We start from the raw sequence: 24,605 nt of genomic DNA, 5'->3' as shown, positions 1-24,605 counted from the left end.
AAATAGAAAGATATGTTTGGATCTAAATTAGATTTGTTCAAGAAGGAATGGCTAGAAGTCGTCTTCGAGGACAGGAACAAAGAATATGGCGCTTACGAACTGCGCAAGAATGCCTACAAAGCAACCAACATTGGTTTGTTAGCGGTAGTCGTTATTGTCACCATCATAAGCTTGCCTAAGGTATTCGGATTTAGTTACTTCCCTGCGGGTGAACCTAAAGAGGAAGTAGAATACACCGAGGTTACACTGGAAGATTTGGATATACCAGAGCCGGAGGAAGAGGAGGAAGAAGAACCGATTGAAATCGAAGAAACTCCACCTCAACGAATCGCCGAGGAGCCACCAGCGCAAGATCTTATCCGTTTCCCTGACGTGAACGTGGCTGATGCCAAAGACGTGAAAGAGGAGATCGTTTCTCAAGAAGAAATCAAGGAGAAGAATGCTACGCCGGCACGTTTAACCTTAAAAGGAACGCCAGGAGCAACTGGTGTACCGACTGGTGAATTCGGTCCGAAAAAAGTAGAAGGTGCCATTACCGGTAGCACCAAAGGCGATCCTGATGGCGACGCAGATCCAAATAAGATCTTTACGTCAGTAGCCGTTGAACCAGAATACCCAGGAGGTATGGCAGCATTCCGTAAATACGTGGAAACGAGCTTTCAGTATCCTTCTGGCGCAATAGATGCTGGAGTTAAGGGAGCTGTTGAATTGACTTTCGTAGTCGAGAAAGATGGTTCTTTAACCGATATCAAAGTGTTGAAAGATTTAGGTTATGGAACCGGTCAAGCAGGTGTAAACTTGTTGAAACGTTCGAAAAAATGGAAGCCAGGTATTCAGAATGGTCGTCCAGTACGTGTTCAATATAGATTACCAATCTCATTGAACTTACAGCAATATTAAGTAATAAACTAATGTCGGAAAATCGACGTATATCAAATTACAGACGGAAATCGCCCACACAGCGATTTCTGTCTATTTTAGGGCTGGCGATGTTTTTGTTTTACTTCGTCTTGGGGCTGGTTGTCATCTTCTGGGAAGAACTTCCGATCCAGATCGACCCTACCTATCGGAAGCTTTTTGGTGGTCTACTGATCGTATACTCGTTTTTGCGGTTTGCAAGACTTTGGCAGAATAATTTTAGAGATTAATATTAATCCTTTTCATTTCATTCTAGTATAATATTAGAGATGGCAAATTATTTGAAAATATCATTGTTTTGTGCGATACTGCTAGGGTTAGTGGCTTGTAATAATGGCACCACTGGCGATAGTAGTGAGCAACGTGCTGAAACACCATTGGCCGATGATCGAAATGATATTCTGACCGGTAGTATGACTGTTATTGTCGACGAATCCGTCGTAGATATCATGCAAGATCAATTGGATGTTTTTCGTTCATCGTACACCAATACCGAAGTAAAGATGGTGGCCGATGCGGAGCGTCCTGCGATCAATCGTTTGTTGAAAGGTGAGGGAAGTATCGCAATACTGAAACGCAAGCTTACCGACGACGAAGCTAAAGGTTTTGCGCAACGTTCTATCAAACCCCGCGTATTTGGTGTAGGGTATGATGCTGTCATTTTTGTGGTAAGCGCACAATCTTTAGATTCTACGATTAATTATACAAAGATCGGCAACCTTTTGGCGGGGAGTGCTACTGGCGAAAATAGCTTAGTGTTCGATAACATAAACTCCAGTTCTTTACGTTTATTAAAGGAAGTAACGAAGCTAGACAAAGTTAGTTCTGGACAAGTATCTGCCGCGGGATCCGCTGCAGACGTTTTAAAGACTGTGCAAAACAAGTCGAATACAATTGGTGTTTTAACCTTAAATCAATACTTGGCACATCGCGATTCATTAGGCAGTCAGGATAAAATTCGTATATTGAGCGTAAGTAAGGAAGATAATGGAACTGCATATCGTCCGTCGCAAAGTACGCTAGGTGATGATACCTATCCGCTGAAGCATGAATTTTTCGTGCTGAATTATCAGCCGAATATGGGGTTGGGCATTGGATTCTCCGCATTCTTAACTGGTGATCGTGGCCAACGTGTGATATTGAAATCGGGCTTGCTGCCTTTTACCATGCCAGGTAGGCAGTTAATTATTCGTGACGAAGCAAATTTTGAATAGAGTAAACAACAAGAATTAGAAATAGATTATGACAAAAAGAGAATTATTTTTAGGACTATTAATGGCCAGTGTAGCGGGCGGTGCCAGTGCACAGAAGTTGAAGGACGCGCAAGAAGCTATGCAAGTCGAGCAATATGACAAAGCTAAAACCATATTGCAAGAATTGATTCAAAAGAAGCCTAAAGATGCGGAAAACTACTTTTATCTAGGTCAGATTCATTTGGTGAATGATAAAGTAGACTCTGCACAGATTGTGTTTCAGCAGGGAGCTGCTAGCAATGCAAAGGATGTATTGAATACAGTAGGATTAGGTGCGGTTGATTTACAAAAAGGAGATGCGTCTGCTGCAGAATCTAAATTTACTCAAGCTACTTCTAATTTAGGTAAGAAAGATTATTTGCCGTTGTATTTTACTGGTCGCGCGTACATCGCCGCTCCTAAACCAGATTATACAAAAGCAATTGAATACCTAACACAAGCAAAAGAGAAAAATGCGAAGGATCCAATGATCCCGACTGCATTGGGTGATGCATATGCTGGGCTGCGCGAAAGTAACCAAGCGTACATCAGCTACCGTGATGCATTGAGTTTGGATGAAAGCTTGATCGCGCCAAAAATCGGACAAGCCGTGATCTCTCGTTGGGCACAAGCATACGATGTAGTTATCGAAGATTTGAATAATCTGATCGCTGAAAACCCAACTTACGCACCTTTGTACCGCGAGTTAGCTGAAACTTATTACTACTCCTCACTAAAAGCTGCGGAAGAAGATTACCGTGAGATCAACCAAAAAGGTCTAGATGCGTATAAAAAATATCTAGAAGTATCAGGTGATCAATCCATTGATGCACAAGTGCGTTACGCTGACTTCTTGGTGTACACAGGTAACTACGAAGAGTTGAAAACAGTAGCGCAACGTTTGAGTAGCATTCCAGGAGTAGATCCGAAAGTATACCGTTATTTAGGATACATCACATTTTTGCAAGAAAAAGATTATGCGAAAGCCAGCGAATACATGGGTAAGCTATTCGAAGAAGTAGATGAAAGCAGATTAATTGGCCGTGACTACTTAATTGCAGGTCTTGCAGCAGTATCCACTGGAGACGAAGCCAAAGGTGCTGAATTGCTTAAAAAAGCAGTTGAAAGACAAGGAGAAGATGAGGACCTAGATTCAGAGATCGCAGAAACAGCATTTGCAAAATACCAAGATGGCGAGCAAGATATCGCAATGAAGATCTTTGCAATTCCTGCTGCTAATCCAGAGTCTGATTACTACTATGATTCTAACTACTACTTGGGTACTACAGCGTACACTGAAGGATCAAAGTTGTACATCGGTCAGGGTGGCGAACCAGAGGATAAAGGCGTAGCCAACCTAGAAGCTGCTAGACCATATTTAGAAAAAGCTATTAAAGCATTTGACGTGGTGATGACCGCTCAAAAGCCAGAAACTATTGAGAAATACAAAGTAAATGCAATGTATTTCAAAGGGCTTTCAGAGCTTGCGCTTGATAATTTGCAATTCAATCCAGAAGAACACCAAGGCCTATTTGTACCGACATTCGAACAATTGGTGGCTTTACTATCGGAGAAAGAAGAATTGCCTGACGCACAACGTGGTTATTTAGTCGATGCCTATAACTATTTAGGTTACCATACTTACTTCAAAGGTGATATGGATAAAGCAAAATCTTACTTTGAAAAATCGTTGGAAATTGATCCAGAAAACGAAACTGCTAACGCATTCGTTAGTCAGATGTAGTAAGCAGAATTTATTTAGTATTGAGGGGCTGATATTTATATCAGCCCTTTTTTTTACCCTTTATTTTTATATATTTGATAGAGAGAAGATAAGAAAATTCTAACACGATTATAACATAACATTGCCAATGGAAAATACACCATTTGACTATGTGCCTATATTAATTCAACTTGCTGTTGCTGCTGGCTTCGGCATTATCACGATTATTGGTACACACCTATTGGGTCCGAAGGTACGAACAACGAACAAGTTGACGGCTTTTGAATCTGGAGTTGAGGTTATTGGTAACGCCAGACAGCCTTTCTCTATTAAGTATTTTTTGGTGGCTATACTGTTCGTTATCTTCGATATAGAGGTTATTTTTATGTATCCCTGGGCGGTAAATTTTAGAGAATTTGGATGGGAAGGTCTTGTGCAGATGTTTGTATTTATGGGTCTGCTATTGCTAGGATTTATTTACATCTTGAAGAAAAAAGCGCTAGACTGGGAATAAATCACCATGTCGATCCTTTTCGTCAAAATCTTGTGAACATAGAAAGGAAATTGAAAAAATGAGTCAAATAACTTTGGCCGATCGTCCGCCTGGTGTGGAAGGATCTGGTTTTTTTGCAACAACACTTGATAAAGCTGTAGGATTGGCAAGAGCCAATTCATTGTGGCCTCTTCCTTTTGCAACATCTTGTTGCGGAATTGAGTTTATGGCGACAATGGGCTCTACTTATGATTTAGCGCGTTTTGGAGCCGAGCGGCCAAGTTTTTCGCCACGGCAAGCTGATATGTTGCTGGTCATGGGAACAATTGCAAAAAAAATGGCGCCGGTACTCAAGCAAGTATACATCCAAATGGCAGAACCTCGTTGGGTGATAGCAGTTGGCGCATGTGCGTCAAGCGGTGGTATCTTTGATACCTATTCTGTGTTGCAGGGAATAGATGAGATTATTCCAGTAGATGTATACGTTCCTGGTTGCCCGCCAAGACCCGAAGCGATTTTAGACGGCGTGATGCGTTTGCAAGATATCGTAAAGAGTGAATCGCTAAATCGACGAAATACGCCAGAATACAAAGCTTTGTTAGAGAAATACGGTATAGCTACAGATAATGGATAAACTCGATAATCAACAGCTTTTAGCGCAATTACAACAGCATTTTGCTGAAGGTATTATTCGGTATGAAGAGCCATATGGCTTATTGACGATACATACCAAAAAGGAGTTGATTCTGGATATACTTCGTTTTTTGAAAGATACAGCCGGATTCATATATCTTACAGATATTACTGCAGTCCATTATCCCGAAAGGGAAAACACATTTGAGATTGTTTACCATGTTCATAATTTGGTAGAAAATGTGCGTATAAGGATTAAGGTATCGATACCAGTAAATGAACCAACGATACCATCTGCTACTGCAGTGTGGGCTGGAGCCAATTGGATGGAACGCGAAACCTATGATTTCTTCGGAGTGGAGTTTGAAGGACATCCTGATTTGCGACGAATCTTAAATATGGACGAATTGGATGTATTTCCAATGCGACGAGAATATCCTTTAGAAGATCCTAACAGAGTAGATAAAAGAGATTTTTATTTTGGACGTTAGTCCGCTATACAAGACGCGATACGTATGAGCAAGCCGATCACCGAGTTAACATCTAATAGACCCGTTTTTGAAGAGCACGACCCAGAAGAAGAGCTCACCACCCTCAATCTTGGGCCGACGCATCCTGCAACGCATGGCGTGTTTCAGAATGTGTTGCAGATTGATGGTGAACGCATAGTTAGTGGGGTATCGACGATTGGATACATACATCGCGCATTTGAAAAAATTGCGGAACATCGCCCTTTCTATCAAATTACGCCGTTAACTGACCGTCTTAATTACTGCTCTGCACCGATCAATAATATGGGCTGGCACATGACGGTCGAAAAGTTATTGGAGATCGAGATTCCCAAGCGCGTACAATACATGAGGGTCATCGTGATGGAGCTAGCCAGAATAGCCGATCACATTATCTGCAATGGCATCTTGGGAGTAGATACAGGTGCCTTTTCTGGCTTCTTATATTTAATGCAAGAGCGAGAGTTCATTTACGAAATTTTTGAGGAAATCTGTGGCGCGCGCCTAACGACCAATATTGGTCGTATTGGCGGATTCGAACGGGATTTCAACGAGGTTGCATTCAGTAAAATTGAAGCGTTTATCAAACGTTTCCCGCCAGTACTAAGTGAATTTCAAGAGTTATTTACGCGCAACCGCATCTTTATTGAGCGAACATCTAATGTCGCGGCCGTAATACCCGAGCAAGCGTTGGATTATAGCTGGAGTGGACCAATCTTACGGGCAACCGGAGTAGATTATGATGTGCGCGTACAATCTCCTTATTGTTCGTACGAAGAATTTGATTTTGATGTGCCAGTAGGTACCAACGGAGATGTGTATGATCGTTTCATGGTGCGCAACGAAGAGATGTGGCAATCCATGCGAATCATTGAACAAGCTTTGCAAAAAATAGAAAAAGAACCGAAAGGTGTATTCCACGCGGATGTTCCCGAATTTTATCTACCGCCTAAAGAGCAGGTATATACGAATATGGAGGCGCTCATATATCATTTCAAGATAGTGATGGGCGAATGGGAAACTCCCAAATCAGAGGTGTATCATGCAGTAGAGGGAGCAAATGGTGAGTTGGGTTTTTACCTTATTCACGATGGAGGTCGCACGCCATATCGGTTGCATTTCCGCCGTCCTTCGTTTATCAATTATCAAATGTTTGCACCCATGAGTAGCGGAATGCTTATTTCTGATGCGATTATTAATATGAGTAGTTTAAATGTAATTGCGGGAGAATTAGATGCTTAGCGTAAAAGAAAATCTAATAGTAGACTTCTCTCCTAGCTTACTAGAGAAGTTTGGTGAGATCGTTGCTCGCTATCCTGAAGGGCGGCAAAAATCCGCGTTATTGCCAATTCTGCACGAGGTGCAAGCCGCATATGGTTGGTTAAGTGTAGATGCGATGGATAAAGTGGCGCACTATCTTACGATACAGCCATTGAAGTGTACGAAGTCGCCACTTTTTATAGCATGTACTTCTTGCAACCACAAGGCAAATATATGTTGGAAGTTTGTCGTACTGGCCCATGTTGCCTTGTTGGCGCTGAGAAGATTATGGAGCATCTTGAGCACGAACTAGGCGTAAAAGAAGGTGAAGTAACCGCTGATGGACTTTTCTCTTGGCGTGGCGTAGAGTGTTTGGCGGCGTGCGGATTTGGTCCAGTATTGCAAATAGGGCCTGAATATACGTTTTATGAAAAACTCACACCGCACAGTGTAGATGAGTTAATCGGAAAGTTGAGAACCGAAGCACAAGCTAAAGATTAGTATCATGGGGCGAAAGTTATTACTCACACATATCAACGTACCCGGCATACAAAGCTATTCCGTGTACAAAGAACAGGGCGGTTATCGATCAGTCGATAAAGCGTTGAAATCCATGAGTCCGGAGGACGTCGTAGAGGAAGTAAAAAAATCCGGATTGCGTGGTCGTGGTGGAGCAGGTTTCCCGACCGGAATGAAATGGAGTTTTCTGGCAAAGCCAGAAGGAGTTCCACGTTATTTGGTATGTAATGCTGATGAGTCAGAGCCAGGCACATTCAAAGACCGGTATCTTATGACACATATACCACATGCCTTAATCGAGGGAATGATTGTATCCAGCTACGCACTGGGCGCACACACCTCTTTTATTTATGTGCGTGGAGAAATGATGCCACAGATCCGAATCCTTGAAAAAGCAATTGCCGAAGCAAAGGCTGCCGGTTATCTGGGTAAGAATATATTAGGTTCGGGATACGATTTGGAATTGTATGTACAACCTGGTGGCGGAGCGTATATCTGTGGAGAAGAAACTGCCTTGCTAGAATCTTTAGAAGGGAAACGTGGCAATCCGCGGATCAAACCACCTTTTCCAGCGATAGCAGGCCTTTACGGCTGCCCGACCGTGGTCAACAACGTAGAATCAATAGCCGCTACCGTGCCCATCATTAATGATGGTGGCGAAGAATATGCTAAAATTGGCATTGAGCGTAGCACTGGTACAAAATTGATCTCCGCAGGAGGTAATCTAGCGAAACCCGGTGTGTACGAAATCGAGCTTGGCCTGCCAGTAGAAGAGTTTATCTACTCCGATGAATATTGTGGCGGAATTGCCAATGGCAAGAAGCTAAAAGCAGTCGTAGCAGGCGGATCGTCGGTGCCGATTCTTCCCGCCAACCTGATCACAAAAACCATTAAAGGCGAAGCGCGCCTTATGACATACGAATCTTTGGCAGATGGCGGCTTTCAATCGGGTACGATGATGGGCTCAGGAGGTTTTATTGCTTTTGATGAAGATCAGTGCATTGTGCGCAACACGTGGAACTTTACCCGATTTTACCGCCACGAAAGCTGCGGACAGTGTTCTCCTTGTCGTGAAGGTACGGGTTGGATGGAGAAAGTGCTCTACAATATTGAGCACGGTCGAGGCACGATGAACGATATCGATCTTCTCTGGGATATACAGCGAAAGATTGAAGGAAATACCATCTGCCCATTGGGCGATGCAGCGGCATGGCCTGTTGCGGCAGCGATACGGCATTTCAGGGATGAATTTGAATGGCATATCAACCATGCGCAAGAAGCACAGAATAGAAATTATGGATTGGCGCATTATGCTGATCCTTTGGAAGTCGTAACGGAATCATAGAGCTAAGAAAACGGTGATGGCGGAAGAAGTACAAAAATTTAAAGTAAGTATAGATGGCATATCGGTAGATGTAGATGCCGGTACAACAATATTAAACGCTGCCCGTCAGATCGGTGGAGATATTGTGCCGCCGGCTATGTGTTATTACTCCAAGTTGGAAGGCAGTGGCGGTAAATGCCGTACCTGTTTGGTAAAAGTCACTAAAGGATCAGAGAAAGACCCTCGGCCAATGCCGAAACTCGTTGCGTCATGCCGCACAACGGTAATGGATGGCATGGAAGTACAAAATATTACCTCGCCAGACGTGATAGACGCACGAAAAAGTGTGGTCGAGATGCTATTAATCAATCACCCACTAGATTGTCCGGTATGCGATCAAGCTGGAGAATGTAAACTGCAAGATTTGGGTTATGAGCATGGTTCTGAGAACACGCGTTATGACTTTCCTCGTCGTACGTTTGAGCGGATTGATATCGGAGACCAGATTCAACTGCATATGAATCGTTGTATTCTGTGTTACCGTTGTGTATATGTTGCCAATCAATTGACGAATACTCGCGAGCATGGCATCTTGTACCGTGGAGATCATGCAGAGATTTCCACATTTATTGAGAATGCGTTAGAAAATGATTTCATCGGAAATGTGATCGATGTGTGTCCAGTAGGCGCGTTGACCGACAAAACATTCCGCTTCAAAAATCGGGTTTGGTTTACTAAACCAGTCAATGCACATCGGGATTGCCCTTCGTGCTCTGGAAAAGTGACCTTGTGGTACAAAGGAGCAGATGTATTGCGCGTGACCGCGCGCAAGGACGAATACGATGAGGTCGAAGACTTTATCTGTAACACCTGTCGTTTTGATAAGAAAGAAACGGCAGATTGGATTCTGGAAGATCCAGCTAAAGTGAGTCAGGAATCCGTCATCGCTTCGAACCACTACACACAGTTCCAGCCACCGGCCGTGATTCCGGAAAATATGCCATTAAAAGAGGCCAATTGGGAACAGTTGGCAAGAACCGAGAAACTGAAATAGGCGACGAGCAGCTATGGAGACAGCATTTCTATTAGAAAAATTGATATTGGTAGTGATCGTATTTACGATCACCTTAGTAATCGCAATGTATTCGACCTTGGCCGAACGCAAAATCGCGGGATTTATGCAGGATCGGCATGGGCCGGATCGCGCCGGAGCATTCGGATTGCTACAGCCGCTTTGTGATGGAGGTAAGTTCTTTTTTAAAGAAGAAATCATTCCGGCAGGGGCACACAAAGGCTTATTTATCATCGGTCCAGTGATTGCCATTATCACGGCATGTATTAGCTCCGCTGTTATTCCGTGGGGGCAAACACTTACTATTGGCGATGTGAGTATCACCTTGCAAGTGGCAGAAGTCAATATCGGAGTATTATACATTTTTGGTGTCATTGCGCTTGGTGTATATGGGATTATGCTGGGAGGATGGGCGTCCAACAACAAGTTTTCTTTGATGGGCGCTATTCGTGCTGCTTCGCAAAGTATTAGTTACGAGATTGGTTTGGGCTTGTCGTTGATCGCCTTGTTAATGGTGACCGGCACACTTTCTATTGGGGAGATCGTAGCGCAGCAATCCGGATTTGTTAATTGGAATATCTGGGCACAACCGCTCGGCTTTATCATCTTCGTCGTCTGTGCATTTGCTGAATGTAATCGCGTACCATTCGATTTACCAGAGTGTGAAACCGAATTAGTGGGTGGATATCATACCGAGTATTCGTCCATGAAGTTGGGCTTATATATGTTTTCAGAATACATCAACATGTTTGTGTCGTCGGCACTGATGGCAGCTTTGTATTTTGGTGGTTACAACTTCCCTTTTATGTACGATTTGGGACTTTCGGACAACTGGATCACGATCATTGGTGTATTGGTGTTTTTTGCCAAAATATTTGCTTTTATCTTCTTCTTTATGTGGATCAGATGGACGTTGCCACGGTTTCGATACGACCAACTGATGCGTTTGGGCTGGAAGAAGCTAATACCTTTGGCTATTGCGAATATTGTGCTCACAGGTGTGATCATATTGATTAAGGATACATTTTTTTAGAGAGGAGCTTCGAATTATATGCAGTCGTTATCGAATAGAAAAAAAGTACTAGAACAAAAACCCATGAACTTTTGGGAGCGCATTTATCTGCCTGCCATAGCAAAGGGATTGTCTATTACGCTTCGGCATTTTTTAAAAAATCCCAACGGTGAAATATCCGGAAGAAGTGCGTCCTTATTCCAAAAATTTTCGGGGGCAGCACTCTTTAAAACGCGACGAGCAAGGTAGAGAGCGGTGCACGGCTTGCGGATTGTGCGCTTTGTCTTGTCCTGCGGAAGCAATTACGATGACTTCTGCCGAACGAACTAAAAGTGAAGAGCACCTTTATCGCGAAGAAAAATATGCAGCCGTGTATGAGATCAATATGCTCCGCTGTATCTTCTGTGGATTATGCGAAGAAGCTTGCCCCAAAGAGGCCATTTATCTGGATGGGCCACATGTAACGGCGGACTACCTCAGGAAAGATTTTATCTATGGGAAAGATAAATTGGTAGAACCCAAATTTGATATCACAAAACTTGCTAAAGATTAATCTATAAGCCGATGTCTTTTTTTTATCTCGTAGCTTTTATTTCGGTGATTTTTTCGCTGATGACCATTTTTACTAAAAACCCGGTACACAGTGTATTGTACTTAGTGATTACGTTTTTCACGTTTACCGTACATTATATCATGCTGAATGCTCAATTTTTGGCTGTGGTGAATTTCATTGTGTATATGGGTGCGATCATGGTATTATTCCTTTTCGTGTTGATGTTGCTGAATTTAAATAAGGATACGGAACCAATGAAATCGCCCTTGGTGAAGGTTATGGGTACGATTGCAGGATTATGTTTGTTAGCCACCTTTTTGGGCGCATTCCGAGCACTAGAGCAAAGCGATGTACTGATCGAACCTCACGGTAATATTGGGTTGGTCGAGAGTCTGGGTAAAGTGCTTTTCGGAGAGTTTTTACTACCTTTCGAATTGTCTTCTATCCTGTTGCTTACGGCGATGGTAGGAGCAGTTTTGTTGGCCAAACATGAGAAAGGAGTGAAAAAGCAACATGGATAATATAGCCACACAGTTACAAGGGGTTCCCTTGCAGCATTACTTGATCTTTTGCAGTACCATTTTCGCTATTGGCGTTATTGGCGTGCTTACAAGAAGAAATATTATTATTATCATGATGTCTATTGAGTTGATGCTCAATGCGGTGAATTTGCTGCTTGCCGCTTTTTCGGCGCATCATGCTGATCCCGCTGGTCAGGTCTTCGTATTCTTCATCATGGCGCTCGCCGCGGCCGAAGTTGCCGTCGGGTTGGCCATCGTAATTATGGTGTATCGCAATACCAAATCGATTGATATTGATTCGCTGACCAAATTGCGTTTGTAGCACGAGCGAAAAAGAATAACAGATTGCTAACCCAGGAAAATAAACTTGCTTAGAATAAATTAACCGCGTATGAACGAATTGATCTGGATAGTGCCCTTACTGCCCTTGTTGGGCTTCGTATTTATCGGGACATTGCGCAATTTCCTTCCGCACTGGCTAGTTAGCCTGATAGGGTGTGGGACTGTACTTGCCGCATTTGCTGCCAGTATAACACTTTTTGGAGAAGTTTACCGTGCTCGGATGGTAGGCGGAACAGGAGTTATGACGCAGGAATTGTTTACCTGGATTTCGGTTTCCGATTTTCAAGTATCATTTCGCTTCTTAGTAGATCCATTAAGTGCCATTATGCTATTGATCGTTACAGGAATCGGCTTTTTGATTCATTTGTACTCCACTTCGTACATGCACAAGGATCCGGGATTTGCTAAGTTTTTCAGCTACTTGAACCTGTTCATCTTTTTCATGTTGCTATTGGTCTTAGGGAGCAATTACCTCGTGATGTTTATCGGTTGGGAAGGTGTGGGGCTTTGTTCGTACTTATTGATCGGGTTTTGGTACAAGAATACGAATTATGCCAAAGCAGCAAAAAAAGCCTTTGTGATGAATCGGATAGGTGACCTAGGTTTCTTAATAGCTTTGTTCTTTATGATTGCCCACTTCGGAACATTAGAATTTGCCGGAGTATTAGGGCAAGCCAAGCTCATGGTATCCGGTGATGTGACGTTGTTGATTATTACCTTATTACTTTTTGTTGCTGCAACAGGAAAATCTGCACAAATACCGTTGTTCACGTGGTTGCCCGATGCGATGGCGGGGCCAACACCAGTTTCTGCGTTAATCCATGCGGCGACCATGGTTACGGCAGGTATTTATATGATCGCTCGCTCAAACATTATGTTTACGCTATCACCGATTACGATGCAAGTGATCGCGATTGTCGGTGTGGCAACGGCCGTCGTGGCAGCATTCATCGCACTTACACAAAATGATATTAAAAAAGTACTGGCTTATTCGACCGTATCACAGTTAGGATATATGTTTCTTGGTTTGGGCGTAGGTGCTTTTACAGGTGCATTTTTTCATGTACTGACACACGCTTTCTTCAAAGCTTTACTGTTTCTTGGAGCAGGCTCCGTAATACACGCGATGAGTGATGAGCAAGATATGCGCAAGATGGGCGGATTGCGCAAAGCCTTACCCATAGCTTTTGCAACGATGCTCATTGGAACCATTGCTATCGCTGGGATTCCGCCCTTTGCGGGATTCTTTTCCAAAGATGAGATTTTGGCTTATGCTTTTGTCGAAAACCCAATCTTTTGGGTGCTAGGCTTGGCGGGTGCTTTGATGACGGCATTTTATATGTTCCGATTATTATTTATGACCTTTTCAGGCGATTTTCGTGGTACGCAGTTGCAGAAAAGTCATTTGCACGAATCGCCTTGGCCTATGACTGTGGCACTGATTATTTTGGCCGTGTTATCCGTGTTAGGTGGTATGCTAAACGTGCCTGAAGCATTGCAGGGACATCATTGGTTAGCTAATTTTTTGAGTCCGGTCTTTGCCGATTCTGCGGCCGTATCCGTTCCATTCCATTTAGATCACACAACGGAGTATCTGCTCATGGGCATATCTACTGTTGCCGCACTAGCAATGGCTTTACTGGCGTACAAGCGCTATGTCAAATCTGAGGCCAGACCGGAGCAGTTAACAACAGATCGTGGCCTATTGTACCGCCTCTCTTATCACAAGTTGTACGTAGATGAAGCGTATGCAATGCTCATCACCAAACCGTTGAATAACTTGGCCGATATTTTTAAGAAAGTCGATGTGAAACTCGTAGATGGATTAGTCAACCGCGTCGGGAAAGGATTTTTATCAGCTGGTAACGGCATCAGGCATTTACAAACTGGGCACGTTAGTTTTTATATATTTATGATGGTACTGGGCGTTGCAGGCATCATGTTGTACGGCCTTATTGCAAATTAATAGAAAGATAATCTAAGAATTCATGGACAACCTTTTTTCGCTGTTGCTGCTCCCTTTATTAAGTGCTATCGCTTTGGTCTTCGTGCGTTCGGATCGTGCAAAGTGGGTGGCTTTATTACTATCATTATTCAATGTAGGGCTTACGTTACCTTTTTTACTACGTTTTGATCCACAAGGTGGGATTCAGTTTGAGCAGTTGTGGGTATGGATGGAACGTCTGAATGTCAATTTTCATATTGGCTTGGATGGCATTAGTTTGCCCTTGGTGTTGTTGACCAACGGATTGATACCCGTTATTATAGCGACTACAGATGGCAAGCGTTTCAAAGGTAATTTTTATGCGCTCGTGCTATTTATGCAATTAGGCTTATTGTTGGTCTTTACCGCACTAGATGCGTTTTCTTTTTATGTAGGCTGGGAGATCGCCTTGATCCCGATCTATTTTATTTGTGCATTATGGGGTAGTGGTGATCGGGTCGCAACCAATCTTAAGTTTTTCATCTACACGTTTGCGGGAAGTATCTTTATGCTCATTGGTATTATTTACCTCTACCAGCAAACACCTGTTAGAAGTTTTGAATGGACAGCATTTACCGCGTTGAATCTTCCTGATACTGCGCAACATTGGATTTTTTGGGCATTCTTTTTGGCGTTTGCGATCAAGATTCCAATCATTCCCTTTCATACTTGGCAACCTAATACGTATGTGCAAGCACCTGCTGCCGGTACCATGTTGCTATCTGGTATCATGCTCAAAATGGGGATTTACGGATTGTTGCGTTGGTTGTTGCCTATAGCGCCATTAGGTGTTTTTGAATACGGTACGCTGGTCATGATCTTATGCGTTGTGGGAATTGTATATGCTTCGCTTATAGCCTTTCGGCAGGATGATGCGAAGCGTGTCATCGCCTATTCGTCAATAGCGCACGTCGGGCTTATTGCTGGCGGAGTATTTTCTTTGACGATCGATGGTATGCAAGGTGCCATGATTCAGATGGTAAACCACGGTATATCGGCCGTAGGCTTGTTTTTTGTAATCGACTTGATTGAGCGGCACACGGGAAGCCGAAGCTTATCTACACTGGGTGGATTGGCATCGCGTGCTCCTAAGCTGGCTATCGCATTTTTGATTCTCGTGATGGGAGCCGTAGGCTTGCCATTGACTCACGGTTTTATCGGAGAGTTTCTTTTACTCAAGGGCTTATTTGGCACAGCCGAATACGGCTGGTGGTACGCCATTTTTGGAGGGCTAACCTTGATTTTAGGCGCGGTGTATATGCTTCGTCTTTTTCAAAAAACGATGCTCGGCGAATTATCAGAGCAATCGAGTACGATTAAGGATGTTAAAAGCATTGATGTAGTCATACTGGCTGTTTTAGTGCTTTTCGTTATTGTTATTGGTGTCTTGCCCAATTATCTGCTACAGTTATCGGAGCCGAGCATACAGAATTTATTACAGCAAATTTCATTTAAAACAGCATAGTTTAATACCAACATAGATTATGGGTGCAATTATCACGCTTTCATTACTAGCAATATTGCTTTTGTACTTAGGACTTTTTAAGGCAAAAAAGGCACTGTTGCCAGTCACCTTAATAGGATTAGTATTAGCAGTCGGTTTCGAATGGTATGGTTGGGACAAAATTGCCGAACCGCAATATAGCGGTATGGTGCTGTTCGATCGTTATGCGATTGCTTTTTCGATCTTGTGCATATTTATCGCTGGCTTGGTATTATCCCTTTCGAAAGCCTATTTCAAGGCAATTAGTGAGAATGTAGCAGAATATTACACCTTGATTCTTTTCTCGTTAGTAGGTGCTTTATTGGTATGCTCCTATCACAATTTCGCGATTCTATTTATCGGGATCGAAGTAATGTCCGTCGCTTTGTACATTCTAGTCGGTATTCGTAAGAAAGATCGTGCATCTAACGAAGCGGCATTGAAGTATTTTTTAATGGGCGCATTCTCCACAGGATTTTTACTATTCGGCATCACGTTGATGTACGGTGCAACAGGATCCTTCGATTTGAGTGAATTGCAACAATACGTTCGGAACACCCCCGATCATCAAATTTCTCCATTGTTCTTCGGCGGAATTTTGCTGATGATAGTAGGTTTATGCTTTAAGGTAGGCGCGGCGCCGTTTCATTTCTGGACACCGGATGTATACGATGGATCGCCGATATTGGTGACGGCGTATATGAGTACTGTGGTAAAAGTTGCTTCATTTGCTGGTTTCCTTCGTTTATTTTCGATGGTCTTGATTCCACTGGATGGGTTTTGGGAACCGCTATTATTGACCATTGCAATTATTACACTATTTGTTGGCAATATTTCAGCGCTGGTTCAATCTAGTTTCAAGCGCATGCTGGCCTATTCTAGTATTGCACACGCAGGGTATATGTTGTTTGCGATTCTTTCTATCGGAAATCTTTCGCCTTCGGCTATCTTAACTTATGGTTTTGCTTATTCTCTGGCATCTGTAGTCGCATTTGCAGCGTTGATCTTGGTAAAAAGACAGATTGGTACGGACCAATTTGAATCGTTCAATGGCTTAGCCAAGAAAAATCCATTCTTAGCTGTAGCCATTACAATAGCAATGCTGTCATTAGCTGGTATCCCATTAACCGCGGGTTTATTGGCAAATTTATGATGTTTGGCCGAGTTATGGAAAGTTACCATACCTTGCTATTAGTACTCGCAGCGATAAACGCCGTAATTGGTGTATGCTACTACTTGCGTGTGGTGGTACATCTGTACTTCAAGCCGGCAGCAGAAGAGGCAAACGCTTCGACCATCAAAATGCCTTTGAACTTCCAAATCATATTTGCTGTTTCAATACTTTTAACACTAGCTGTGGGAATTTATCCGGATTGGCTGATTAATTTACTGTAAAACGGAATCTTCTACTAGTTTAATCAAGCAAGTAAGTTTTTCCGCTATGAGTGATTAACTCTGCGAACAAATTGTATCTTTATCGGAGTGAGCATAAAGGACACATGACTATAGGGGTTTTAGCAATTCGATTCATATACCTGCTTTTTCTGATATCCTGTTTAACACCTGTCGTATTTGCACAGCATAGAATCCAAGGTGTAGTCGTAGATGAAGATTCGGGAAATAAACTAATGGGCGTATCAGTGCGTGTGTTAGGAAGTAATTTGGGCACGGCATCCGACTCAACAGGCCATTTTGTATTGATATTGGATCAATCTGCTGCAGAAGTAGAATTCAGCTCAATAGGCTATGCTACGAAAATAGCGCACGTCAGTGAGCAAGGACCAAACCAAGTTTCTTTAAATGCAGAAGGCACAGTAATTGACGGTATTACGGTGCAAATCAACCGAAAATATTCAAACAAAAATAACCCCGCTGTTGAACTAATTGATTCCGTCATTCATTACAAATCAAAAAATCGCTTATCTGGCAATGCTCGCATCCAATTTGAGCAGTATGATAAAATTAAGATCGGCATAGTAGATCCTCCTAAACTTTTGAAGCGCACGCTATCTCTGGTAAACTTTCCAACGGATTATATGGATAGCCTTAGCCTACCGGGGAAAAAAGTGCTGGGAATTTATCAGGAAGAAAATCTTGCACGCGTATATAGCCAGCGTGATCCATCTCGCTCCAAAAGACGTATCGAACACCAGATCAAAACAGAGTTTGACCAACGTTACATCAATAATCCAAATATTCAATCGTACATCAACTATGTTTTGCAGCCCGTTGATATTTATGATGAAAGCATCTTCATGCTGGACAAACTCATCCTAAGTCCGATAGCGAATAGCGGCAAGACCTTCTACAAATATTTTCTCATCGATACGGTTAAAAATGCGCATGGCCAATTCATGGAGTTGGAATTTGTGCCTCGTAACGATAAAGATCTATTGTTTAGAGGTAAATTGCAGGTGTCATTAGATGGTAGTTATGCAGTAAAACGTGTTGAATTACATCTAGGACCCTCGGCCAATATTAACTGGATTAGTGCGGTAGATCTGGAGTTGAACTATTCACCAAGAGCGGGCGGCGCGATGCTATTAGATAGTACACATGTAGCGGTATCTTTTGGTTCTGAAAATAATCAAGCGATGTATGGCGAGCGAATGAGTATACATCGGGATTATGATTTAGAAAGCCCTATTGATAATTCAGTATTTAGCGGGCCGCCAGTAGAGGTTATACCCAATGTTAGTACATTTATTCCTAATCGGCCAGTACCCCTTTCTGTATTTGAGCGGAATACGTACGAGAATATCGAGCGGCTTAAAAATAATCCTACTTTTAGATCAACGATAGCGTTAGGCTATTTGATAGCACAGGGATATTATAATCTCAATGCATTTGAATTAGGCCCTTTGGAATATACCTATAGCCGGAACAATATTGAAGGCAATCGTATTCGCTTTGGAGGAAGAACAACACCTTTGCTTTCCGAAAAAATGTACATGGAAGGTTATTTGGCGTATGGCACGCGTGATAACGACCTAAAATACTTCTTACGTACCGCAGTATCACTAGATGGGCGCAATATTGCTACTTTTCCGGCACATTATGTAGAAGGTTCGATCCAGCATGATATCTTAGAGCCTGGTCGTCAGCCAAGTTTTTTACGCGGAGATAGTTTTTTTGATTCATTCCGGAGAAATCGCCCCACAAAATGGTTTATGACAGATGCTTATCGCCTGGGGCATGTGGTAGAGTTTGGCAATCACTTCTCTGTAGCCACGGCATTTAGTCATATCAAACGCCGTACGATCGGCGATTTCCGATTGATAAGCTCAGGCGATCCTAATAGGGCTGTTCGAGATATTAATACGAACGATGTGGAAGTTATTTTGCGCTGGGCGCCGTACGAAAGATTTTATTATCGCAACTTGACTCGACGGACCATTATCGAACGACATCCTGTATTTACCGTACAATATAACAAAGGCCTTAAGGGGTTTTTGGATGCGCCCTACGACTATGATATGATCAAGGCATCGGTATCACGTCGACTCTTTTTGGATCAATTTGGATTTGCTGATGTGACCATCACAGGTGGCAAAATATGGGGCGTGCTACCCTACACTCTTTTGCACATGCCCAACGTAAGACAGCGAGAACTTGATGGTCGGCACGAAATTCGCTATGATTTGATGAATAGCATGGAGTTCGCAGCCGATCAATACGTTAAGTTCGGTTTTCAACATGCGTTAAATGGCTTTATCTTTAACAAAATTCCTTTATTGCGAAGGTTAAAATTACGAGAGATTTGGGGCGCCCAAGGGTTTTATGGGCGAATGAGTCCACACAACGATCCCGCGCTTAGTGATCAAGTGCTCGAATTTGACTTGGACGATCAAGGACTTCCGTTAACAAGAAGCCAGAATGGCAAGCCATATTGGGAAGCATCGGCGGGAATAGATAATATTCTTCGTGTACTTCGTGTAGATACGTACGCAGGCTTACACATCGTGAATTTCCAAACATCAGTCAGGATAGATACCGCGTCTCGCTGTCCATTAACTTCTAACACCTAACACCTAACAGTTATGTACAACAACATTACTATCCAATTGCTCGACCAAACCGCGCTGTTGGAAATCACTCGTCCCAAATTTTTAAATGCACTCAACAGAGAAACGCTTGAAGAGATTGATCATGCCTTTAGCCAGGAATTACTTCAAAATAAAGATATCCGTGGCGTCATAATTACAGGAGCCGGCGAAAAGGCTTTCGTAGCAGGAGCAGATATAAAAGAATTCGTGAACTATAGTGCAGAAGAAGGCGCAGCTTTAGCTAAATGGGGGCACGGTGTGATGAATCGTATTTACGAATTTCCGAAGCCTATCATTGCTGCGATCAACGGTTACGCTCTTGGTGGAGGATTAGAGCTCGCATTAGCATGCCACATGCGTGTAGCATCGCAAAATGCGAAAATGGGTCTTCCAGAAGTCACTTTAGGATTGATTCCAGGATATGGCGGTACACAACGTCTTGCTAGTTTAGTGGGACGTGGTAAAGCGCTAGAAATGATAATGAGTGGAGAAATGATTGATGCCGTAGAAGCACATCAGTGGGGTTTAGTAAACCACGTGACCAACCAAGAAGATTTATATAATACGTGCAATCACTTATTGAAGAAAATGTACGAGAAATCGCCCAAAGCTATCGCGGCAGCGATCAAAGTAGTGAATGCTGGATTAGATAAAAGTAAAGATGGCTACGAGGAAGAGGTCAAAGCTTTTGGAGAAAGCTTTGGTACACCAGATTTTCGTGAGGGGACGGATGCGTTTATTGCAAAACGCAAACCAAATTTCTAATTTCGTGTTATAACCACATCATACTGTAAATTTTTTTAACTAAACATGGAAAATCCAGTTTTTTCTCAAAAGGAGCGGAATATCATTATTCTGCTGATTGTCCTCGTATTAGGTGGTGTAATCTTATATGCAACGCAAGGATTGTTCGGTGCATTCTTGGGTACCATGCTCATGTATACATTGTTTCGTGGTCTCAACATCTTTCTAATAGAACGGTGGAAATGGCCTAAGCCTGTTTCTGCAATATTTATCATCATCCTTTCGATCTTGATCATTGTCATGCCTTTTTACGGTATTGGAAAGATGCTATTCTCGAAAGCTATCGAATTGCAACGTGATCCAGAATGGATAAACAATTTGGTCAATGCGATTAAGCAATTCGCGGGCGACAAATTGGGGCAGCCAGATTTTATAGAGAAGCAGTTAGAGGCGAGTTCTTCGTATGTTGGAGGCTTATTGACCAGTACGCTAGGTGGTGCTGCCAATCTATTTCTAGAAATTACGGTGATGTATTTTGTCCTGTATTTTATGTTTGTGGGCTATAAAAGCTTTGAACAATCTTTGCGCTTTTACCTTCCATTTGATGAATCAAGCGCAGGTGTTCTTGCCGAAGAATTTAAAAATGTCACCTACGCCAATGTCATTGGGCAAACATTGATTGCTATCGTACAAGGTGCGTGCTTGAGTATCGGATTCTATATTTTTGGGGCTTCCGATCCATTCTTCTGGGGTGTGATTACCGCTATTTTATCCTTTATTCCGTTGCTCGGGCCACCACTTATTTTTGTGCCCGCTGCCGTCATTATGTTTTCGCAGGGAATGACTTGGCAACCCGTAGGTTTGTTGATATGGGGATTTGGCTTGGTGATTAACATCGATAACGTGTTGCGTTTTATCATTGCAAAGCGAATGGGAGATATTCACCCGATCATTACGGTGGTGGGAGTAATCATTGGTATTCCATTGTTCGGACTTTTGGGGCTAGTTTTTGGTCCACTACTTTTAGTATATTTCTTATCGGCAGTCAAAGTATACAAGACGAATAAGCGTTTGTCCTTAAAAAGGGAAACTTTAGAAGGGACGATAAACCAATAAGCGCGTTGGGGAATTTGAATTGCAACGTCTTATTCAGATAATACAAACAGCTCGCTGGCAATACGATCAGCGAGCTGTTTGCCTTTTGGTGAAAGCGTAAGCGTAGCTCCGTCATAGATAAGTTCTTCGCCAAGAATATAGGGCTCAGCCTGAGATAGTATAAAATGCATGACGTCCACACCAAATTGTTGCTCAACTACGCTCCTGCGAATGCCCCACATCGTTCGCAGGCTAGTCATGATGTATTCGTTGATACGATCTTCTGTACTCAGCATTTCGCTTTCCACAGCAGAAATCCCATTAGTTATATCGCGAATGTACAATGCATTGTTGCTTTTATTCCAGCAACGGGACGTACCATTGAAGGAATGTGCAGATGGGCCAATTCCCAAATAATGCGTACCATTCCAATAATTTGTATTGTGCTGAGCATACTTGCCATCTTTTGCAAAGTTGGAGATTTCGTAATGCTCAAAGCCATTGCTTGTTAATTTCTCAATCAAAATGGCCATTTGGTCAGCACTCTGTCTCTCGTCTATAGCTTTTGTCTTCCCTCTTTTGATTTGATGGTGAAGTGCAGTGCGCTCTTCCACCGTCATGGCGTAGGAGGAAATATGCGGTACGCTATAGCCGATTAACTGCTCTATATTGCTATGCCATTTTGTATCCGTCAGCAGAGGAAAACCATAAATCAGATCACATGTGATATTATCGAACCCGGCATCCTGAACGCGCTTAATCACCGCATCAGCTTCTTGCGCATTATGCGCACGATTCATCCATCGAAGATCTTCTTCGAAAAACGATTGAATACCGATACTAAATCTATTGATCGGTGTAGCACGTAGTGCTTGTATTTTGGCTGCGTTGAGGTCGTCAGGATTTGCTTCTAACGTAATCTCAGCCCGCTCATCTAGCGAAAAATGTTGTGTTATTTTATCCAATACGCGCTGAATGTCCGAAGCATTAAGCAACGAAGGCGTGCCGCCACCAAAATAGACCGAACGAATATGCCGATCTTCCAGATAATCCGAGCGAAGTTCTATCTCTCTTACTAATGCATCAACCATCAGCGCTTTGTCGTCCAAACGTGTGCTGAAGTGAAAATCACAATAATGGCATGCTTGTTTGCAAAAAGGGATGTGGAGATAGATCATAAGAGCTAGCTGCTAGGAAGGGTTAAATTCAATATATCGTTCAAAATGGAGTTCCACCTTATCGCCTTGTGCTAGCGTAGGTTCGCCAATTTTTGCGGCACGTATACTCACATCGTCATTGCCCACAATGTACTCGTAATACATGCCTCTAAATTTGATTGACAGAACATGAAAGGCTGCCGATTCGTTCTTAGTTAGGCGTATGTCTTCCTGATGAATAGCAATATTCGAGCTCGTATCAATACCCAATTTGCTGGCTTGGCTGGCAGAGATGATATTGCTTTTGGCTAAAAGCTGGGCAGTATAAATATTACTCGGGCTGAAATATAAATTTTTGGGTTTTCCGGCGTCTATGATTTTGCCATCCTTCATCACAATTAGCTCGTCGGACATAGCAAGTACTTCAGCTGGATCATGAGATACCAAGATCACGGTGAGCCCGGTGTCTGCCACAATCTGTTTGATATCGTGCTGCAGTGCATCGCGAAATGCCGCATCTACCTGGTTGAAAGGTTCATCCATTAAAAGCACTTCCGGATCGTTGATTAAAGCACGCGAAATGGCTACACGTTGGCGTTCGCCACCACTGAGATCTGCCACACGCTTTTGCGCAAGATGTAATATTTGAAGCTTTTGCAACGTCTCTTCTGTTTTCTTCTGCTTGTAAGCAAGATCAATATTAGATAGTTGAGAAGCGACATTGTCCCATACTTTAGCGTAAAGATTGAGATCGTCAAAATTCTGCGAAACCATTTTCATGGCTTCGTGGCCAGGGATAAGTTTATCTTTCCTCGTTGGTACTAACCATCCGCGATAGCGAATTGCACCCTCAGAAGGATCGAGCAGCCCATAGATCAATTTCAAAAGCGTGCTTTTGCCACTGCCAGATGCACCAATAATCGCCGTGATGGTGTTCTCTTCGATGGCAACACTAACCTTATCTACAGCAATCACGTTTTCCTTGCCTTCAAAAATACAAGAAACTTCATTCACATGGATTAATGGTAAGCCATGTTGCTGTGTGTCCTGTGGTACAAATTGACAAGATGAAGTAGTGCTCATAAAAAATGCCGAATCTTTTTAGGTGATTCGGCACAAAAATACGGTTTTAATATCAGGAATTGTTTAACTAGAAACCTAAGGTCAAACCAAAGGCGAAATTTCTGAATCCTTCCTGATTTGGAGATTGCTCGAACATATCGTTCATGTAATATTTGGTGAAAACACCGAAGGAACCAAATCCTACACGTAAATGTGCGCCATACTGGAAGGATTGTAAGTTGTAGGTATCACGAAAACTCTGTTTGCCCAATTCGCTACTGCGTAAGCGTTGTGAACCTTTTAGTAACACACCGAACATCGGGCCAGCCACAATGCGTACGCGATCGCCGCCGCGACTACGAGCACTGCGCCACTCAAATGCTACAGGAATGCGTAGATAGGTCGAAGTCAAGACATTTCTTGTGTAGTTCACATCGTTAGGATCGACAAAAGTAGGTGTAAGTGGAGCCTGATTTTGATTTAAGATCACATTGCTAGTCAATCGCATATAATTCCATTCGAAGCCTGCTGCGGTATAAACCTTAATATTATCATCTAAACGGACGCCAAACTGCGCCACATCGAAGCCAAAGTTGGACGCTCTGCTATGTGATAAAAACTGATTCTCTTCCGAGAAGGTAAAGCTACCATTGTCCATCGGGCGCGAGAAACCCCAATCAATTCGTGAGAATGTAAGACCGCCAAATACGCGCGGGTATTTAATCTTCTTTTTATTGCTTTTTTCACTATCATCATCACTTTTTCCTAGCGAAAGATTCATGTTCACCTTTTTACTCGAATCGCGCTCTGCGATTAAGGTATCTTGCGTTTGAGCCTGAGCTGTGTTGGTGACTGAAAGTCCAAGTGCGACCCAGACGATCATGTGATATACGTACGATTTCATAGTTGCTTAATGATTATGT

At 42.8% G+C, this 24,605-nt stretch carries 23 protein-coding genes and 2 pseudogenes; 22 read left to right on the top strand and 3 right to left on the bottom strand.

The genetic code is table 11. The annotated features are described in order from the left end of the window. The first annotated feature begins 12 nt into the window (after window positions 1-12). From A0125_RS11270 to A0125_RS11175, 22 genes and pseudogenes are all read left to right on the top strand, one after another. Window positions 13-900 (top strand): energy transducer TonB, encoded by an 888-nt coding sequence (locus A0125_RS11270; RefSeq protein WP_066756031.1) that lies wholly within the window; start codon window positions 13-15, stop codon window positions 898-900. Between the two features lie 11 nt (window positions 901-911). Further along, complete coding sequence (locus A0125_RS15425) at window positions 912-1,148, top strand: hypothetical protein (RefSeq protein ID WP_082785015.1); 237 nt, start codon at window positions 912-914, stop codon at window positions 1,146-1,148. A 39-nt stretch (window positions 1,149-1,187) separates the two neighbouring features. Further along, entirely contained in the window at window positions 1,188-2,132 is a 945-nt protein-coding gene (locus A0125_RS11265; protein ID WP_066756028.1) for a PstS family phosphate ABC transporter substrate-binding protein, read from the top strand. A 28-nt stretch (window positions 2,133-2,160) separates the two neighbouring features. After that, window positions 2,161-3,894, top strand: coding sequence for a tetratricopeptide repeat protein (locus A0125_RS11260; RefSeq protein WP_066756027.1), 1,734 nt, complete (start codon window positions 2,161-2,163; stop codon window positions 3,892-3,894). A 127-nt stretch (window positions 3,895-4,021) separates the two neighbouring features. Continuing rightward, window positions 4,022-4,387: an NADH-quinone oxidoreductase subunit A gene (locus A0125_RS11255; protein WP_066756025.1), complete on the top strand. Its 366-nt coding sequence runs from the start codon at window positions 4,022-4,024 to the stop codon at window positions 4,385-4,387. A gap of 58 nt (window positions 4,388-4,445) precedes the next feature. Next, window positions 4,446-5,000 carry an NADH-quinone oxidoreductase subunit B gene (locus A0125_RS11250; protein WP_066756023.1) on the top strand — a complete coding sequence of 185 codons (555 nt, stop codon included), beginning with the start codon at window positions 4,446-4,448 and terminating at the stop codon, window positions 4,998-5,000. Beyond that, the gene (locus A0125_RS11245; protein WP_066756021.1) at window positions 4,993-5,490 is read left to right on the top strand and encodes an NADH-quinone oxidoreductase subunit C; all 498 of its coding nucleotides are present in this window, start codon (window positions 4,993-4,995) and stop codon (window positions 5,488-5,490) included. Before A0125_RS11250 ends, A0125_RS11245 begins: the two co-directional genes overlap by 8 nt. Window positions 5,491-5,514: 24 nt before the next feature. Further along, a complete protein-coding gene (locus A0125_RS11240) occupies window positions 5,515-6,750 on the top strand; it encodes an NADH-quinone oxidoreductase subunit D (RefSeq protein ID WP_066756010.1) in 1,236 nt (411 codons plus the stop codon). Then, window positions 6,743-7,269, top strand: a pseudogene (locus A0125_RS11235) (NADH-quinone oxidoreductase subunit NuoE family protein). The gene A0125_RS11240 and the pseudogene A0125_RS11235 overlap by 8 nt, the downstream one beginning before the upstream one ends. Window positions 7,270-7,273: 4 nt before the next feature. Continuing rightward, entirely contained in the window at window positions 7,274-8,632 is a 1,359-nt protein-coding gene (nuoF, locus tag A0125_RS11230; protein ID WP_066756007.1) for an NADH-quinone oxidoreductase subunit NuoF, read from the top strand. 16 nt (window positions 8,633-8,648) lie between these two features. Continuing rightward, window positions 8,649-9,665 carry a 2Fe-2S iron-sulfur cluster-binding protein gene (locus tag A0125_RS11225; protein WP_066756550.1) on the top strand — a complete coding sequence of 339 codons (1,017 nt, stop codon included), beginning with the start codon at window positions 8,649-8,651 and terminating at the stop codon, window positions 9,663-9,665. 13 nt (window positions 9,666-9,678) lie between these two features. Continuing rightward, on the top strand, window positions 9,679-10,716 hold the full coding sequence (gene nuoH / locus A0125_RS11220; RefSeq protein ID WP_066756005.1) for an NADH-quinone oxidoreductase subunit NuoH: 1,038 nt from the start codon (window positions 9,679-9,681) through the stop codon (window positions 10,714-10,716). A gap of 18 nt (window positions 10,717-10,734) precedes the next feature. Then, window positions 10,735-11,248, top strand: a pseudogene (locus tag A0125_RS11215) (NuoI/complex I 23 kDa subunit family protein). Between the two features lie 11 nt (window positions 11,249-11,259). Continuing rightward, window positions 11,260-11,769 carry an NADH-quinone oxidoreductase subunit J family protein gene (locus A0125_RS11210; protein WP_066756002.1) on the top strand — a complete coding sequence of 170 codons (510 nt, stop codon included), beginning with the start codon at window positions 11,260-11,262 and terminating at the stop codon, window positions 11,767-11,769. Next, window positions 11,762-12,091 (top strand): NADH-quinone oxidoreductase subunit NuoK, encoded by a 330-nt coding sequence (gene nuoK / locus A0125_RS11205; protein WP_066755999.1) that lies wholly within the window; start codon window positions 11,762-11,764, stop codon window positions 12,089-12,091. The genes A0125_RS11210 and nuoK overlap by 8 nt, the downstream gene beginning before the upstream one ends. Before the next feature lie 69 nt (window positions 12,092-12,160). Beyond that, entirely contained in the window at window positions 12,161-14,077 is a 1,917-nt protein-coding gene (gene nuoL / locus A0125_RS11200) for an NADH-quinone oxidoreductase subunit L (protein ID WP_066755996.1), read from the top strand. A gap of 22 nt (window positions 14,078-14,099) precedes the next feature. After that, complete coding sequence (locus A0125_RS11195; RefSeq protein WP_066755993.1) at window positions 14,100-15,560, top strand: complex I subunit 4 family protein; 1,461 nt, start codon at window positions 14,100-14,102, stop codon at window positions 15,558-15,560. A gap of 19 nt (window positions 15,561-15,579) precedes the next feature. Next, window positions 15,580-16,731, top strand: a complete 1,152-nt coding sequence (locus tag A0125_RS11190) for an NADH-quinone oxidoreductase subunit N (RefSeq protein WP_317038813.1) — start codon at window positions 15,580-15,582, stop codon at window positions 16,729-16,731. Window positions 16,732-16,745: 14 nt separating this feature from the next. Beyond that, complete coding sequence (locus A0125_RS16535; RefSeq protein ID WP_317038812.1) at window positions 16,746-16,973, top strand: hypothetical protein; 228 nt, start codon at window positions 16,746-16,748, stop codon at window positions 16,971-16,973. A 104-nt stretch (window positions 16,974-17,077) separates the two neighbouring features. Beyond that, complete coding sequence (locus A0125_RS11185) at window positions 17,078-19,606, top strand: DUF5686 family protein (protein ID WP_066755991.1); 2,529 nt, start codon at window positions 17,078-17,080, stop codon at window positions 19,604-19,606. A 12-nt stretch (window positions 19,607-19,618) separates the two neighbouring features. Further along, a complete protein-coding gene (locus tag A0125_RS11180; RefSeq protein ID WP_066755988.1) occupies window positions 19,619-20,389 on the top strand; it encodes an enoyl-CoA hydratase-related protein in 771 nt (256 codons plus the stop codon). A gap of 45 nt (window positions 20,390-20,434) precedes the next feature. Then, window positions 20,435-21,484 (top strand): AI-2E family transporter, encoded by a 1,050-nt coding sequence (locus A0125_RS11175; protein ID WP_066755984.1) that lies wholly within the window; start codon window positions 20,435-20,437, stop codon window positions 21,482-21,484. Between the two features lie 29 nt (window positions 21,485-21,513). On the opposite strand, the gene hemW is transcribed toward A0125_RS11175, so the two are convergent. The 3 genes from hemW to A0125_RS11160 form a co-directional block, all read right to left on the bottom strand. Further along, window positions 21,514-22,641, bottom strand: a complete 1,128-nt coding sequence (gene hemW / locus A0125_RS11170) for a radical SAM family heme chaperone HemW (RefSeq protein WP_082785014.1) — start codon at window positions 22,639-22,641, stop codon at window positions 21,514-21,516. Window positions 22,642-22,653: 12 nt separating this feature from the next. After that, window positions 22,654-23,703 (bottom strand): ABC transporter ATP-binding protein, encoded by a 1,050-nt coding sequence (locus A0125_RS11165; RefSeq protein ID WP_066755981.1) that lies wholly within the window; start codon window positions 23,701-23,703, stop codon window positions 22,654-22,656. A 67-nt stretch (window positions 23,704-23,770) separates the two neighbouring features. Then, window positions 23,771-24,586, bottom strand: a complete 816-nt coding sequence (locus A0125_RS11160; protein WP_231863217.1) for an outer membrane beta-barrel protein — start codon at window positions 24,584-24,586, stop codon at window positions 23,771-23,773. Between the last annotated feature and the right edge of the window lie 19 nt (window positions 24,587-24,605).

Origin of the sequence: Sphingobacterium populi, assembly GCF_001586775.1 — a bacterium.
Taxonomy (GTDB): Bacteria; Bacteroidota; Bacteroidia; order Sphingobacteriales; family Sphingobacteriaceae; genus Sphingobacterium; species Sphingobacterium populi.
The sequence above is the reverse complement of the archived record's forward strand: the minus strand, read 5'-3'. Positions and strand labels throughout refer to the sequence as shown.

Bases quoted from the DNA above. Each gene is read 5' to 3' on its own strand.
- A0125_RS11160 (WP_231863217.1), bottom strand. From the start codon at position 24,586: ATGAAATCGTACGTATATCACATGATCGTCTGGGTCGCACTTGGACTT.
- A0125_RS11210 (WP_066756002.1), top strand. From the start codon at position 11,260: ATGTCTTTTTTTTATCTCGTAGCTTTTATTTCGGTGATTTTTTCGCTG.
- A0125_RS16535 (WP_317038812.1), top strand. From the start codon at position 16,746: ATGGAAAGTTACCATACCTTGCTATTAGTACTCGCAGCGATAAACGCC.
- A0125_RS11180 (WP_066755988.1), top strand. From the start codon at position 19,619: ATGTACAACAACATTACTATCCAATTGCTCGACCAAACCGCGCTGTTG.
- A0125_RS11245 (WP_066756021.1), top strand. From the start codon at position 4,993: ATGGATAAACTCGATAATCAACAGCTTTTAGCGCAATTACAACAGCAT.
- nuoH (WP_066756005.1), top strand. From the start codon at position 9,679: ATGGAGACAGCATTTCTATTAGAAAAATTGATATTGGTAGTGATCGTA.
- A0125_RS11185 (WP_066755991.1), top strand. From the start codon at position 17,078: ATGACTATAGGGGTTTTAGCAATTCGATTCATATACCTGCTTTTTCTG.
- nuoF (WP_066756007.1), top strand. From the start codon at position 7,274: ATGGGGCGAAAGTTATTACTCACACATATCAACGTACCCGGCATACAA.
- A0125_RS11260 (WP_066756027.1), top strand. From the start codon at position 2,161: ATGACAAAAAGAGAATTATTTTTAGGACTATTAATGGCCAGTGTAGCG.
- A0125_RS11265 (WP_066756028.1), top strand. From the start codon at position 1,188: ATGGCAAATTATTTGAAAATATCATTGTTTTGTGCGATACTGCTAGGG.
- A0125_RS11165 (WP_066755981.1), bottom strand. From the start codon at position 23,703: ATGAGCACTACTTCATCTTGTCAATTTGTACCACAGGACACACAGCAA.
- A0125_RS15425 (WP_082785015.1), top strand. From the start codon at position 912: ATGTCGGAAAATCGACGTATATCAAATTACAGACGGAAATCGCCCACA.
- A0125_RS11175 (WP_066755984.1), top strand. From the start codon at position 20,435: ATGGAAAATCCAGTTTTTTCTCAAAAGGAGCGGAATATCATTATTCTG.
- A0125_RS11190 (WP_317038813.1), top strand. From the start codon at position 15,580: ATGGGTGCAATTATCACGCTTTCATTACTAGCAATATTGCTTTTGTAC.
- nuoL (WP_066755996.1), top strand. From the start codon at position 12,161: ATGAACGAATTGATCTGGATAGTGCCCTTACTGCCCTTGTTGGGCTTC.
- A0125_RS11240 (WP_066756010.1), top strand. From the start codon at position 5,515: ATGAGCAAGCCGATCACCGAGTTAACATCTAATAGACCCGTTTTTGAA.
- A0125_RS11225 (WP_066756550.1), top strand. From the start codon at position 8,649: ATGGCGGAAGAAGTACAAAAATTTAAAGTAAGTATAGATGGCATATCG.
- A0125_RS11195 (WP_066755993.1), top strand. From the start codon at position 14,100: ATGGACAACCTTTTTTCGCTGTTGCTGCTCCCTTTATTAAGTGCTATC.
- A0125_RS11270 (WP_066756031.1), top strand. From the start codon at position 13: ATGTTTGGATCTAAATTAGATTTGTTCAAGAAGGAATGGCTAGAAGTC.
- A0125_RS11255 (WP_066756025.1), top strand. From the start codon at position 4,022: ATGGAAAATACACCATTTGACTATGTGCCTATATTAATTCAACTTGCT.
- A0125_RS11250 (WP_066756023.1), top strand. From the start codon at position 4,446: ATGAGTCAAATAACTTTGGCCGATCGTCCGCCTGGTGTGGAAGGATCT.
- nuoK (WP_066755999.1), top strand. From the start codon at position 11,762: ATGGATAATATAGCCACACAGTTACAAGGGGTTCCCTTGCAGCATTAC.
- hemW (WP_082785014.1), bottom strand. From the start codon at position 22,641: ATGATCTATCTCCACATCCCTTTTTGCAAACAAGCATGCCATTATTGT.